The following is a 13,588-nucleotide window of genomic DNA, read 5'->3' on the forward strand; positions in this document are numbered from 1 at the left end:
GTCGGAGACAATTGTTGTGGGATATAGAAAGGATTGAGCCTCTGCGCAAGGAGGAGCGCGAATCGGCTCAGCATAGGTCAGGTATCCGATGCCGCCGAGGAAGATTGCCCAGTTCAGTACCATCGCCCGGTCTCCGCGCTCCGACGACTTATTCTAGGCGGGGCCCATGAAGAAACGGTCAAAGCCTCAGCCCCGCAGACCGATGCAGTTTCCCCATGGATCGCGAACCTGGCACATGCGCAGGCCGTTCTGGATGTGGATCGGTCCCCGGTAGAGCATCGCGCCGATGGCGACGACATGGTCGAGCGCCGCGTCGAAATCATCGACCTGCCAATAGACCACCGATCCGCTGGCGCCCATCCCAACCTTCTCGTCAGCGGGCACGATCTCGAGGCAGATCCCGCCGACATCGAGAAACTGAAAATCGAACGCTTCGAGATTTCGCCTAACGGCGTGCGGGAATGCGGCTTGGTACCAGTCCAGCGCCTGCGCGACGTCCGCGACATGGATAAGCACGGCGCATATCGGGCTTGCTTCGTTCATCGAGATAGTGATCCGGCCGAAATTTCCACACCGAGCTGTCCATGTTCAGGCTTGCCTTGTAAAACATCAAGACGAATTTTCGCGCCGCGACGGTCGCCTGAATTGCTGAACGGAACGTTCCGCGATCCCCTGGCCAAGCTGCGACCCGGCATCGAAAAGAGTAGCCGCAAAATTTTCATGATTTGGGAGCCTTCTGGGCGTGGGGTGATTTGTGGCTACAGGGCGATCGGGACGGAGAGACAATGCAATTCGACCTCATGCGCTTTGTCGATGCGCAGGCGCCTGTCTATGAGCGCGTCATCGCCGAGCTACGCGATGGCAAGAAGCGTTCCCACTGGATGTGGTACATCTTCCCCCAGGTGGCCGGGCTCGGTTTTTCGATCATGTCCCAGCGTTTCGCGATCGGCTCGAAGGCGGAGGCGACAGCCTATCTGGAACATCCCCTGCTGGGCCCCCGGCTCATCGAATGCACCGGGGCGATGCTCTCCCACTCTGGCCTTTCAGCGCACGCGATCCTGGGCTCTCCCGACGACATGAAATTCAAGAGTTCGATGACGCTGTTCGAAGCGGTCAGCAAAAAGGGCTCGCCTTTCGGCCAAGCCCTTTCGCAGTTCTTTGATGACGAGCGCGACGAAAAGACCATCGCGCTGCTTCGAGGTTAGGCCGCCGCCTGGATGGCCGAAAGCTTCCAGTCGTTGGCGGGCTTGCGCACGAAGGTCCAGACTTCGACGGTCTCGGTCACCGCGTTCGGGTCGCCTTCGGCGACTGCGCCGGTATTGCGGTCCTTCATGTAATCGACGCTCGAGTAGCGCATCGCGACGGTCGCATAGTCCTGCCCGTTTTCGCGCCAGGCTTCCGAAAGATCGCCCTGCAGCAGCTTGACGTCCTTCACCTCGTTCTTGACGCCGTTGGTGGCGTTTTCCCCGAGTTCCTCGGCGAGATAGGACATCGCTTCCGGCGTGGTGAGGCTGCGCAGCTTCGCATAGTCCTCGTCGCCATAGGCGGACTGGACATTGGTCAGCAGCTTCTCGAACTGGTCGAGGTCCCGGTTGGTGATGCCGATCTCGTCGGTCTCGGGTCCGGCCTGACGCGGAGCGGCATTGGTGGAGCCGCCGCCAAAACCACCCTGACCACCGCCGCCCAGCGACCCGATCTTCGGGATCTGGAAGGACGAGGTATTCTGGCTCGGCGCGTCATAGGCGTTGCGCGGCTGGCCGAAACCGGCGTTCATGCCCCCTGCCGGACCGCCGGCCGTCTGCTGACGGCGGGCGAACCAACGGAAAGCCAGCATGGCGAGACCACCGATCAGCGCGATCTGCAGCAACATGCCGAGCATGCCCGCCATGCCACCGAAACCAGTGCCCATCAGCATGCCGATCAGGCCTCCGAGGGCGAGACCGCCGAGCAGGCCGCCGAACATGCCACCGAAGAGACCGCGGCGGGGCTGCTGCGCCGCCTGCTGGCCAAGACCGTTCTGCGGCGTCGTGGCGTTCTGCTGCGTATTGGGCGTCATCGACCGGTTGATGCCTGTCGGAGCCGTGGGCGCGGTATTGGTAGTCGCCGGAGCCGAGTAGGTGCGCGTGCCGCGGCTGCCGAAACCGCCGCTGGCGCGACGCGCCTCAGCCATATCCACGGCGGTCAAGGAAACCGCCATTCCGATCGCCATGATCGCGAACAGGTTCTTGAAACGCCGAAGGTTCGATAACATCGTTTTCTCCTCATAAACCGCTCAAGCGCGGTATTCCCTGTCTATATAGAGAGGCGGCCTTTAGGATTTTAGGCCCATCCTCACTTTTTCCCGTCGAAGTAGATAATGGAGTTTGAAGCGGGAGCCAAGCGCCATAAATACAACCAAAAGAGGATATTCGTGATATCAGCCTGTGACATCCCGGCGCGGGCTCTCGGCGCCGGAAGATGTCTCCGCAGACCAGATTGCGCCGCGCACGGAATGCCGTTACCTTCCGGAGAGGCACACGAAACGCAAAGGAGGTTGCCTATGTCACCGCGGGACGCCTGATCCGGCACTATCGAGACTTCTGCCTTTCAAAGGGCATCGACTTCACGAACATCCAATCCGTAAGGCCGCATGACGCCACCACGCTCTTCTGCAGCGCGGGCATGCAGCAGTACAAAGCCCTCTTCTCCGATCCATCCCATCAGGGAACCGTCGCAAACAGCCAGGCATGCCTGCGCCTGGGCGACCTCGATGAAATCGGAGATGGAACCCACTTCCTTCACTTCACCATGCTTGGCCTCTTCTCCTTCCGGGAGATGAGCGTTGGCGATGCCATCGATTTCTGGCTCGAGTTCCTGCAGACGCTGGGGCTGACGCCGGACCACGTCACCATTCATCCGGACCGCCTGGCCGAATGGACGCCGCTTTACCGCGGACGTATTCCGATCGTCCCGGACCCCGAATGCACATGGAGCGATGGCAGCATCACCGGATACGGCACCGAGTTCTACAAGGACGGGGTGGAGATCGGTAACATCGTCAATCCGCTTGGAACCTGCATCGACGTCGGTTTCGGCGCCGATCGTCTCGACATGCTCATCAACGGCACACCGCCGGAGGATGCCATGGAGACGCTCGGCAATGCGATCATGACGATCATCGAAAGCGGTTATCGTCCGGGCAACAAGGAGCAGGGTTATGCGCTGCGCAAGCTGCTCCGCCGGCTGCACCGGATGGGCGGCGCGCTCGATCATCCCTTCTTCGTCGAGGAGGTCGCCCGTCAGGACCGCCTTCGGACGAGATATCTGCGCCTGCGGGATAAACATCCCGGCATGAGCCCGGAATGGTGGTTCGACACCCATGGCATCGAGCTTTCCGACCTGCGGGATATGCCGGACGGATAAAATGACGAAGGCCTCCGGCGATCTTCACCGGAGGCCTTCACGTCGTTCAGGAACTCCTTACGACCATAAGGGCCATGAGCAGCTTTGGTGACTTCACTCGACGTTGAACGCCAGCGGCTTGGCCTGGCGGATTGCCGGGTTGGCGGTCAGTTTCGCCAGCACGTCGGCCGGAACCGGACCGTCGACGTAAAGGAGAGCGATGGCGTCGCCGCCTTCCTTGTCGCGGCCGAGATGGAAGTTGGCGATGTTGACGCCGGCATTGCCGAGCGTCATGCCGATGAAGCCGATCATGCCGGGAACGTCGGTATTGGCGATGTAGACCATGTTGGTCCCGACATCCGCGTCGAGGTTGATGCCCTTGATCTGGATGAAGCGCGGCTTGCCGTCCGAGAAGACAGTGCCGGCAACCGAGCGGGTCATGGTGTCGGTGGTGACCGTCAGCTTGATATAGCCGTCGAAGACGCCCGACTTGTCACGCTTGGCTTCGGACAGGATGATGCCCTTTTCCTTGATCATGATCGGCGCCGAAACCATGTTGACGTCGGAGACCTGGCTGCGGATGAGGCCGGCAAGCAGCGCGCTGGTCAGCGCCTTGGTGTTCATGCCGGCGGTCGAGCCGTCATAGAGGATTTCGATTTCCTTGATCGCATCCTCGGTGACCTGGCCGACAAAGGCGCCGAGCACGTCCGCCAGCCGGATGAACGGCTTCAGGCGCGGCGCTTCCTCGGCGGTGATCGACGGCATGTTGATGGCGTTCGAAACCGCGCCCTTGACCAGGTAGTCCGACATCTGCTCGGCCACCTGAAGTGCGACGTTTTCCTGCGCTTCGGTGGTGGACGCGCCGAGATGCGGGGTGCAGACGACGTTTTCGAGGCCGAACAGCGGGCTTTCGGTGGCGGGTTCGACTTCGAACACGTCGAAACCGGCGCCGGCCACGTGGCCGGACTTGATGGCTTCGGCAAGTGCTGCCTCATCGACCAGGCCGCCGCGGGCGCAGTTGATGATGCGCACGCCGGGCTTGGTCTTGGCGAGCGCCTCCTTGCCGAGGATGCCGCGGGTCTTGTCGGTCATCGGTACATGCAGGGTGATGAAATCGGCCTGGGCCAGCAGCTCGTCGAGCTCGACCTTGGTGACGCCCATTTCCTCGGCGCGCTCGGCCGACAGGAAGGGGTCATAGGCGAGAACATGCATGCCGATGCCGATCGCCTTCTTGCAGACGATGCCGCCGATATTGCCGGCGCCGATGACCCCAAGGATCTTGCCGGTGATCTCGACGCCCATGAAGCGCGACTTTTCCCACTTGCCGGCCTGGGTCGAGCTATCGGCTGCCGGAAGCTGGCGGGCGACGGCGAACATCAGGGCGATGGCATGTTCGGCCGTGGTGATCGAGTTGCCGAACGGCGTGTTCATGACGATGATGCCGCGGCGCGAGGCGGCCGGGATATCGACATTGTCGACGCCGATGCCGGCGCGGCCGATGACCTTGAGATTGGTCGCCGCGGCGATCAGCTTTTCGGTCGCCTTGGTGGCGGAACGGATCGCGAGGCCGTCATAGTTGCCGATGATCTCGGCGAGCTTTTCCTTGTCCTTGCCGAGCTTCGGCTGGAAATCGACTTCGACGCCGCGATCGCGAAAGATCTGGACGGCGGTTTCCGACAGTTCGTCGGATACGAGAACGCGAGGTGCCATCAGTGGGCCTCCTGAAAAAGTTTCTGTCGTGAATGAGGGAATGGGCTCCGCCAATGTCGGCGGAACCGATACGCGACTTGCTTTAAGCGGCGGCCTTGGAAAGCGCAGCCTTCTGCGTTTCGAAAGCGTAGGTGAGCCAGGGCATCAGAGCCTTCATGTCGGCTTCCTCGATCGTGGCGCCGGCCCAGATGCGAAGGCCGGAGGGCGCATCGCGATAGGCACCGATGTCGAGCGCGACGCCTTCCTTTTCGAGGATCGACACCATGCCCTTGGCAAAGGCTTCCTGTGCGTCGGCAGCGAGAGCGGCAACATCGGCGTCGGCGATCTTCAGGCAGACGGAGGTGTTGGAGCGCGTCGCCGGATCGACGGCGAGGTTGTCGATCCAGGCATTGGCGGCCACGAAATCGTGGATGACCTTTGCATTGGCATCGGCACGGGCGATCAGGCCTTCGAGGCTGCCGACCGACTTCGCCCAGTTGAGCGCATCGATATAGTCCTCGACGCAAAGCATCGACGGCGTGTTGATCGTCTCGCCGACAAAGATGCCTTCAATCAGCTTGCCGCCCGACGTCAGGCGGAAGATTTTCGGCAGCGGCCAGGCCGGGACGTAGGTCTGCAGGCGTTCGACGGCGCGCGGGGAAAGGATCAGCATGCCATGGCCGCCCTCGCCGCCCAGGACCTTCTGCCAGGAGAAGGTAACGACGTCGAGCTTGGCGAAGTCCATGTCCTGCGCGAAAGCGGCCGAAGTAGCGTCGCAGATCGTCAGGCCCTTGCGGTCTGCCGGGATGAAATCGGCGTTCGGAACGCGAACGCCCGAAGTGGTGCCGTTCCAGGTGAAGACCACGTCGCGGTCGAAATCGACCGTGGAAAGGTCCGGAAGCAGGCCGTAACCGGCTTCGATCTTGCGGACGTCCTTGAGCTTCAGCTGCTTGACGACGTCGGTGACCCAGCCGGCGCCAAAGCTTTCCCAGGACAGCATGTCGACGCCGCGCTCGCCGAGCAGCGACCAGAGCGCCATTTCGACGGCGCCAGTATCGGAAGCCGGCACGATGCCGATGCGGTAATCCGCCGGCACGTTCAGAATCTCGCGGGTGAGGTCGATGGCCTGCTTCAGCTTCGCCTTACCGACCTTGGCGCGGTGCGAACGACCGAGCGGAGCATCGGAAAGCGCTTCGAGCGACCAACCGGGGCGCTTCGAGCAAGGGCCAGAAGAAAAATGGGTGTTGTTCGGACGCAGGTCCGGCTTTGCGGCGTTTGCCATATGGCTATCCTTCCAGATAGATGGCCTCTCGTTGGGGAGAGGTGTCCCGCCGCTGTGGTTATGCCTGAGCGCCTTCACAGTCAAGCGGGTAATGTCGCCGACGGATAAATTTCTGCCGCATCTTTGTCGCGCCCAACGCAAAAAGCCGCCCGGAGGCGGCTTTCGCTTGGAGATGGCAGAAGCTTACTTGTAGACGATCGGCTGCGGCGGGGGCTCGTAGGCCGGCGGCGTGTCGCAGCCGCCGAAGATGTAGCGGGCACCGACGCGCGCTTCATGCGAATAGAAGCCCTTGTCCTTGCCCGGGCCGCCGCCCGATGCGAGACCGAACATGTCGCCGCCCGTGACATGGCGGAAGCGATAGCCGACATCGGCCTTGACGTTGCAGGTGACGTCGATCGACGCGCCGGCCATCAGCGCGTAGGTGAAGCGCCAGCTCTTTTCGCCGCCATGGCTCACTTCCGCGTCGCAACCGCCGCCGGCGTCGTCGCAGGATGTGTTGCGCAGGTTCGACCACTTCACGTAGGTGCCGCCGATACCGCCACCGACATAAGGCGTGAAGTAGCCATAGGTGCCGAGATCGACATAGGCGTTGGCCAGCAGCGAATAGGCGTGCATGGAGGCCAGGTCCGTTGACGTGCAAGCTGGACCAGAGCCGCAGCTCCCATGGGTAGAACCACGGAACTTGCTGTTGAACATGTAGTCGAGCGTGACGTCGGTGCGCAGGTAGCTGTTGATCTGGTAACCGACACCGCCCCCGAGCGTGAAGGCATCACGCAGATCGGAACGGTCGAATTCCGCCAGCGCCACGCCGGGTGCGCCGGTACCCTGATAAAAATCGGTGCCGCGCGACTTCTTGAAGGAATAACCGACGTCACCGCGAAGGTACCAGCCGGTCGCCTCCTGAACGGTCACTTCCGGCGCATCCTGATAGGGCTCCGGCTGCGGCTGGTAGAGATCGGCGGAATTGGCGGCGCTCACCGTCAGTGTCAGCGCAAACGCGCTGGCCAGCAACTTTCTCATGGGTTCATCTCCAAGCTCGTATCGCGTATGGCATGCAAAGCGGGCAGCCAACGGGTTGATCCGCTGTGGATGATGACCGACAAAGGTTAAGTCTCGCTTAACCATGCTTGTTTACCGCGCGTTTTCCTAAAACGGCAGGCAATTCTACAAGTAACGGCATACCCCGAGCCTTGCGCAAAGGCACCCGTATTTGGCGCCCCCCTTCTTTTCCCCCACCGGCAGAGACCAATCATATCCCTGGGGTCCCACCGACTATTGCCCCGCTTGCTCCAGTCGAAAAATAGTTGGCAATTGGTAATTTAAGCTTCGAATAAACAATTAATTCTTTATAAACTATAGATAGCTATTTTTAGTACATTCCGAGGGGCGGAAACACTGGGGAATCGATAGGGCCGAACGACTGGGGAGTACATTTGAGCACCGAGCGCATTCTGAACTCGGTGCTTAGATTGCCGATATAGCCAATCCGCCAATATCCTGTCCGCAACAAGCAACCCGATCGGCGAAATACTGCGATGGGTTTGTCATATTGCTCTTCCGGAGAAGATTGACCGCGTATAGCTGCGGCGCAGGGCGCCGTAAAAGAAAGAACTGTCCATGAGCAATGTCAAAACATTCGGCATAGCATTCCGACTGGCTGTCGGCTTCGGCTTCTTGCTTCTCCTGATGATCGGCCTGACCTTCTATTCCACAAGCGAGGTCAAGACGATCGACAACAACCTCGCAACCGTGAATGACGTCAACAGCGTCAAGCAACGTTATGCCATCAACTATCGCGGCAGCGTGCACGACCGGGCGATTGCGATCCGCGATGTGACGCTCGTCACGTCCGAGACCGAGCGCAAGGAAGCGGAAGCGCTCATCGCCAAGCTCGCCGCCTCCTATGCGGAAAACGAGAAACGCATGGCGGAAATGGTCGGCTCCCCTGCCGGTGCAACGGATCGGGAAAAGACGATATTGGCCGAGATCGCCGACATTCAGGCGAAGACCAATCCGCTGGTCGCCCAGATCATTTCGCTGCAGCAAAAGGGCGATGGCGAGGCGGCGCGCAAGATCCTGCTGGAACAGGCCCGTCCGCTCTTCGTCTCCTGGCTTGGCGCGATCAACAAATTCATCGACCATCAGGAAGCGCTCAACAAGTCGATCGGCGGCGATGTCCGCAACGCGGCGAGCGGCTTTAGAAATCTTGCGCTGGCCGCCCTCGGCATAGCTGCGCTGCTTTCGATCGCTGCCGCCTTCGTCACGGCCCGCTCGATCATCGCACCGCTCTCCAAGCTGCAGCAATCGCTGAAAGCCATGGCTGCGGGCAATCTCGAAGGCGACCGGACGATCGAGGCGCGCGGCGATGAGATCGGCATGCTGGCCCGCGCCGTGGCGGCCCTGAGGGACGCCATCTCCGTCAAGGCGGAACGCGAGGCGGAGGCCGAGGCGAAACGGGCTGTAGGAGAGCGCCACAGGCTTGAACAGGAAGCGACCGAGCGTGGCGCACTGGCCGAACAGACGAGCCAGGCGGTCCGCCAGCTCGCCGATGCTCTGCAGGCTCTGGCAAACGGCGATCTGACCCGGGAGATCAACACGCCCTTCACTCCCTCGCTCGACCAATTGCGGGCCGACTACAACGCCGCGGTGGCGAAACTACGCGAAGCGATGCAGAAGGTTGCCGCAAATGCGAGTGCAATCGCGGCCGGCGCCCAGGAAATCCGCTCGGCGTCCGACGACCTCGCCAAACGCACCGAGCAGCAGGCGGCCTCCGTCGAAGAAACCGCGGCGGCCCTGGAAGAGATCACCACGACGGTCTCCGACTCCAGCCACCGGGCTCAGGAGGCTGGCAACCTGGTGCGCATGACCAAGGAAAACGCCGAGCGTTCCGGCCGGGTCGTCCGTGATGCCGTCGAGGCGATGGGCAAGATCGATTCGTCTGCCGTCGAGATCGGCAACATCATCGGAGTCATCGACGAAATCGCTTTCCAGACCAACCTGCTGGCGCTCAACGCCGGCGTCGAGGCCGCCCGCGCCGGCGAGGCCGGCAAAGGCTTTGCGGTTGTGGCGCAGGAAGTGCGGGAACTCGCTCAGCGTTCCGCCAAGGCTGCAAAGGAGATCAAGGAACTGATCCATACCTCCAACGACCACGTGAAGAGCGGCGTCGCGCTGGTCGGGGAAACGGGCAAGGCCCTGCAGGAGATCGTCGTCCAGGTCCAGCAGGTCAATGGCAATGTCGAGGCCATTGTGGACGCTTCAAAGGAACAGTCGACCGGCCTCAAGGAGATCAACACCTCGGTCAACACGATGGACCAGGGAACGCAGCAGAACGCGGCCATGGTCGAGGAAACCACCGCAGCGGCGCACAGTCTTGCCCGTGACGCGGAAGGCCTGTTCCAGCTTCTGTCGCAATTCCATATCGGTGGCACTGCCGCATCGGGAACCCCGTCACACCGAGGCTCGCCCGCCCTCGCATCCGGCAGCAGCCGTCCGACGGCATCGCCGGCCCGCGGAATGGTCGCCAAAGTCGCGCAGTCGTTCCAGGGCGGCGCCGCTGCCGCAAAGCAGGATTGGGAAGAGTTCTAAGTCGGCAGCAACGGGATGAATTCCCCATAAGAACAGAGGCCACCCGCGGAAACCGTGGGTGGCCTTTTTCATTCAGCCCAAGCCGTCAGGCCGCGTTGCGGACATTGGCGATAACGCCGACCAATCCATCGACGATGCGCTCGATCTGTCCCCGGTCGTCGCCTTCCGCCATCACCCGGATCAGCGGCTCGGTGCCGGACGGCCGGATGACCAGGCGGCCCTTGGCGGCAAGCTCGGCTTCCGCATCGGCAATCGCCTGGCGCACGACATTGTCCTCCAGCGGCTTACCGCCCTGGAAACGGACATTCTTCAGAAGCTGCGGCACGGGATCGAAACGGCGGCAGACCTCGCTGACCGGCCGCCCGAGCCGCTTTGCCCGCGCCAGGACCTGCAGGCCGGCGACGAGGCCGTCGCCCGTCGTGCCGAAATCGGAAAGCACGATATGGCCGGACTGTTCGCCGCCGACGTTGAAATCGTTATTGCGCATGTGCTCGACGACATAGCGGTCGCCAACCTTGGTGCGGGCAAGATCGAGGCCCTTGCCGTTGAGGAAACGTTCCAGGCCGAGATTGGACATCACGGTCGCGACGATGCCGCCGCCTTTCAGCTTCTGGTCCTCGGCCCAGCTCTCGGCGATCACGGCCATCAGCTGGTCGCCATCGACGATCTCGCCGCGTTCGTCGACGATGATGACGCGGTCCGCGTCGCCGTCGAGCGCGATGCCGATATCGGCACGCACTTCATGCACCTTCTTCTGCAGCGCTTCCGGGCTGGTCGAGCCGCAGTCGAGATTGATGTTGGTGCCGTTGGGCTCGTTGCCGATCATCACCACTTCCGCGCCGAGTTCCCACAGCGCCAGCGGAGCCACCTTGTAGGCCGCGCCATTGGCGCAATCGATCGCGACGCGCAATCCGTGCAGGGTAACGTCGCGCGGCAACGTACGCTTCACGTGTTCGATGTAGCGGTAGATGTCGCCCTCGACGCGCTTCGCCCGGCCGATATCGCCGGACTTGGCGAGCTGCGAATGCAGGTCGCTGTCGAGCAGGTCCTCGATGCGCATCTCCAGCTCGTCGGAGAGCTTGTAGCCATCCGGGCCGAACAGCTTGATGCCGTTGTCCTCGTAAGGATTGTGCGAGGCGGAGATCATCACGCCGACATCGGCGCGCAGCGACCGGGTGAGCATGGCGACGGCCGGCGTCGGGATCGGCCCGAGCAGGAAGACGTCGAGGCCGGCGGCGGTAAAGCCCGCCACCATGGCGTTTTCCAGCATGTAGCCCGAGAGGCGCGTATCCTTGCCGATCACCACCCGGTGGCGGTGATTGCCGTTGCGGAAGATCGTGCCGACGGCAATGCCGACGCGCATCGCCAGATCCGGCGTCATCGGATGGATGTTGGACTGTCCGCGAATGCCATCGGTGCCAAAATAGCGGCGTGTCATATAAGCTCCTTCGTCATCGCGCCTGAACGTCGCGGCCTCAAACGGGGGATCGAACCCCGCACTATGTTAGACGGCAAAACCGGCCTGAAGCTTGGCTCATGCCATAATTAAAAGGCACAAGCACATAAATTAGCGTCAAAATCGATTATATCCCGTTACTGATAATAAAACCTTCAAAGCAAAAGCCGCCGCGGATTGCTCCGCGGCGGCTTTTGAATTTCAATCGACGAACGATCAGTGCGGCTGCGGCTCCAGACCGGCTTCCGGTTCTCCGCCCTTCGGCTCGTCCTTCTTGGACCCGGCCGAGGGAACCGCCGAACCGCGCGTCGGAGGTGCATCGTCGCCGAGATCGCGCGACGGCTTCTGGCCCTTGATCAGCGCCTTGATCTCCTCGCCCGACAACGTTTCGTATTCGAGCAGGCCCTCGGCGATCGCCACGAACTCGTCGTGGTTTTCGGTCAGGATCCTGCGGGCCTCGGTATAGGCCTCATCGATCAGGCGGCGCACTTCGTTGTCGATCTTCTGGGCCGTCGCCTCGGAAACGTTCTTCGACTGCGAGACGGAGTGGCCGAGGAAGACTTCCTGCTGGTTCTCACCATAGGCGACCTGGCCGAGCTCGTCGGAAAAGCCCCACTGGGTGACCATGGCGCGGGCAAGCTTGGTGGCCTGCTCGATATCCGAAGAGGCACCGGACGTGATGTTCTCCTTGCCGAAGGTCAGCTCTTCCGCGATGCGGCCGCCCATCATGATGACGAGACGCGAGACCATCCACTTGTAGCTCATCGAATAGCGGTCGCCTTCCGGCAGCTGCATGACCATCCCGAGCGCGCGGCCGCGCGGAATGATCGTCGCCTTGTGCAGCGGATCGGCAACGGGCACTTTCAGCGCCGTGATCGCATGGCCGGCCTCGTGATAGGCGGTGAGCTTCTTTTCGGCCTCGGTCATCGCCGACGAGCGACGCTCGGCGCCCATCATGATCTTGTCCTTGGCGTCCTCGAACTCGCTCATGGTAACCATGCGCTTGTTGCGGCGCGCGGCCATCAGGGCGGCTTCGTTGACGAGGTTCATCAGGTCGGCACCGGAGAAACCGGGAGTCCCGCGGGCGAGAACCTTGAGGTCGACATTCGGCGCCAAGGGCACGTTGCGGGCATGGACCTTGAGGATGCGCTCGCGGCCGACGATATCCGGGTTCGGCACGACCACCTGGCGGTCGAAACGGCCGGGACGCAGCAATGCCGGGTCGAGGACGTCCGGACGGTTGGTCGCGGCGATCAGGATGATGCCCTCATTGGCTTCGAAACCGTCCATCTCGACAAGGAGCTGGTTGAGGGTCTGTTCGCGTTCGTCGTTACCGCCGCCGAGACCGGCGCCACGATGACGGCCGACCGCGTCGATTTCGTCGATGAAGATGATGCAGGGCGCATTCTTCTTCGCCTGCTCGAACATGTCGCGCACGCGGCTTGCACCGACGCCGACGAACATTTCGACGAAGTCGGAACCGGAAATTGTGAAGAACGGCACGTTGGCTTCGCCGGCGACGGAACGCGCCAGAAGGGTCTTACCCGTGCCGGGAGGGCCGACCAGCAGCACGCCGCGCGGGATCTTGCCGCCGAGACGCTGGAACTTCTGCGGGTCGCGCAGGAATTCGACGATTTCTTCCAGATCCTGCTTGGCTTCGTCGACGCCGGCGACGTCTTCAAACGTCACGCGGCCATGCGCCTCGGTGAGAAGCTTGGCCTTGGACTTGCCGAAGCCCATCGCGCCGCGCGAACCGCCCTGCATCTGCCGCATGAAGAACAGCCAGACGCCGAGGATGAGCAGCATCGGCAAAAGCGTGCCGAGATAGCTGAGGAAACCCGAGGATCCATCCGTTTCCGGGCGGGCGACGATGGTGACGTTCTTGGCCTGCAGCCGATCCATCAACGAGTCGTCGATGACGGGCGAATAGGTCTGAAATCCCGCGCCGTTTTCCGTGTAGGTGCCGAGCACCCTGTTGCCCGTGACGACCACATCCCGCACGCGGCCGGAATCCACATCCCGCAGGAACTGCGAATAGGGGACCTCGCGCGAGCTGGTCTGTGACGGTGCCGTCTGGAACATGCTGAACAACGCGACCAGCAGGAGGGCTATGATGACCCAGAGGGCGATATTACGAAAGTTTGGGTTCATTGAACTCCCCGGACTGCGACGGCCAGCTTCTTGAGGCGGCCGCC

At 62.0% G+C, this 13,588-nt stretch carries 10 protein-coding genes; 3 read left to right on the forward strand and 7 right to left on the reverse strand.

Annotation, left to right across the window (positions count from 1 at the left end; all coding sequences use genetic code 11):
• Positions 1-186: 186 nt before the first annotated feature.
• Positions 187-543: a VOC family protein gene (locus ACSQ8R_RS13835; RefSeq protein ID WP_436253899.1), complete on the reverse strand. Its 357-nt coding sequence runs from the start codon at positions 541-543 to the stop codon at positions 187-189.
• A 242-nt stretch (positions 544-785) separates the two neighbouring features.
• Here ACSQ8R_RS13835 and ACSQ8R_RS13840 point away from each other — a divergent pair, with 242 nt between their 5' ends.
• Complete coding sequence (locus ACSQ8R_RS13840) at positions 786-1,205, forward strand: DUF1810 domain-containing protein (RefSeq protein WP_436253900.1); 420 nt, start codon at positions 786-788, stop codon at positions 1,203-1,205.
• Here the strand turns inward: ACSQ8R_RS13840 and ACSQ8R_RS13845 are convergent.
• Entirely contained in the window at positions 1,202-2,251 is a 1,050-nt protein-coding gene (locus tag ACSQ8R_RS13845) for a Tim44 domain-containing protein (protein WP_436253901.1), read from the reverse strand. The genes ACSQ8R_RS13840 and ACSQ8R_RS13845 overlap by 4 nt on opposite strands.
• A gap of 206 nt (positions 2,252-2,457) precedes the next feature.
• Here ACSQ8R_RS13845 and ACSQ8R_RS13850 point away from each other — a divergent pair, with 206 nt between their 5' ends.
• A complete protein-coding gene (locus ACSQ8R_RS13850) occupies positions 2,458-3,402 on the forward strand; it encodes an alanine--tRNA ligase-related protein (RefSeq protein WP_436253902.1) in 945 nt (314 codons plus the stop codon).
• A gap of 93 nt (positions 3,403-3,495) precedes the next feature.
• Here ACSQ8R_RS13850 and serA read toward each other — a convergent pair whose 3' ends face one another.
• From serA to ACSQ8R_RS13865, 3 genes are all read right to left on the reverse strand, one after another.
• Positions 3,496-5,091 (reverse strand): phosphoglycerate dehydrogenase, encoded by a 1,596-nt coding sequence (gene serA, locus ACSQ8R_RS13855; protein WP_436253903.1) that lies wholly within the window; start codon positions 5,089-5,091, stop codon positions 3,496-3,498.
• A gap of 82 nt (positions 5,092-5,173) precedes the next feature.
• Entirely contained in the window at positions 5,174-6,352 is a 1,179-nt protein-coding gene (locus tag ACSQ8R_RS13860) for a phosphoserine transaminase (protein WP_436253904.1), read from the reverse strand.
• A 183-nt stretch (positions 6,353-6,535) separates the two neighbouring features.
• Complete coding sequence (locus ACSQ8R_RS13865; RefSeq protein WP_436253905.1) at positions 6,536-7,372, reverse strand: outer membrane protein; 837 nt, start codon at positions 7,370-7,372, stop codon at positions 6,536-6,538.
• Positions 7,373-7,969: 597 nt separating this feature from the next.
• Here ACSQ8R_RS13865 and ACSQ8R_RS13870 point away from each other — a divergent pair.
• Entirely contained in the window at positions 7,970-9,937 is a 1,968-nt protein-coding gene (locus ACSQ8R_RS13870; protein WP_436253906.1) for a HAMP domain-containing methyl-accepting chemotaxis protein, read from the forward strand.
• Between the two features lie 85 nt (positions 9,938-10,022).
• On the opposite strand, the gene glmM is transcribed toward ACSQ8R_RS13870, so the two are convergent.
• Together glmM and ftsH are read right to left on the reverse strand one after the other, a co-directional pair.
• A complete protein-coding gene (glmM, locus tag ACSQ8R_RS13875) occupies positions 10,023-11,375 on the reverse strand; it encodes a phosphoglucosamine mutase (RefSeq protein WP_436253907.1) in 1,353 nt (450 codons plus the stop codon).
• A 234-nt stretch (positions 11,376-11,609) separates the two neighbouring features.
• A complete protein-coding gene (gene ftsH / locus ACSQ8R_RS13880; RefSeq protein ID WP_436253908.1) occupies positions 11,610-13,544 on the reverse strand; it encodes an ATP-dependent zinc metalloprotease FtsH in 1,935 nt (644 codons plus the stop codon).
• Positions 13,545-13,588 lie beyond the last annotated feature (44 nt).

Source organism: Neorhizobium sp. LjRoot104, from assembly GCF_964253725.1.
Classification (GTDB): Bacteria; Pseudomonadota; Alphaproteobacteria; order Rhizobiales; family Rhizobiaceae; genus Neorhizobium.

Bases quoted from the DNA above. Each gene is read 5' to 3' on its own strand.
- ACSQ8R_RS13860 (WP_436253904.1), bottom strand. From the start codon at position 6,352: ATGGCAAACGCCGCAAAGCCGGACCTGCGTCCGAACAACACCCATTTT.
- ACSQ8R_RS13850 (WP_436253902.1), top strand. From the start codon at position 2,458: ATGTCTCCGCAGACCAGATTGCGCCGCGCACGGAATGCCGTTACCTTC.
- ACSQ8R_RS13840 (WP_436253900.1), top strand. From the start codon at position 786: ATGCAATTCGACCTCATGCGCTTTGTCGATGCGCAGGCGCCTGTCTAT.
- ACSQ8R_RS13845 (WP_436253901.1), bottom strand. From the start codon at position 2,251: ATGTTATCGAACCTTCGGCGTTTCAAGAACCTGTTCGCGATCATGGCG.
- ACSQ8R_RS13835 (WP_436253899.1), bottom strand. From the start codon at position 543: ATGAACGAAGCAAGCCCGATATGCGCCGTGCTTATCCATGTCGCGGAC.
- glmM (WP_436253907.1), bottom strand. From the start codon at position 11,375: ATGACACGCCGCTATTTTGGCACCGATGGCATTCGCGGACAGTCCAAC.
- serA (WP_436253903.1), bottom strand. From the start codon at position 5,091: ATGGCACCTCGCGTTCTCGTATCCGACGAACTGTCGGAAACCGCCGTC.
- ACSQ8R_RS13865 (WP_436253905.1), bottom strand. From the start codon at position 7,372: ATGAGAAAGTTGCTGGCCAGCGCGTTTGCGCTGACACTGACGGTGAGC.
- ftsH (WP_436253908.1), bottom strand. From the start codon at position 13,544: ATGAACCCAAACTTTCGTAATATCGCCCTCTGGGTCATCATAGCCCTC.
- ACSQ8R_RS13870 (WP_436253906.1), top strand. From the start codon at position 7,970: ATGAGCAATGTCAAAACATTCGGCATAGCATTCCGACTGGCTGTCGGC.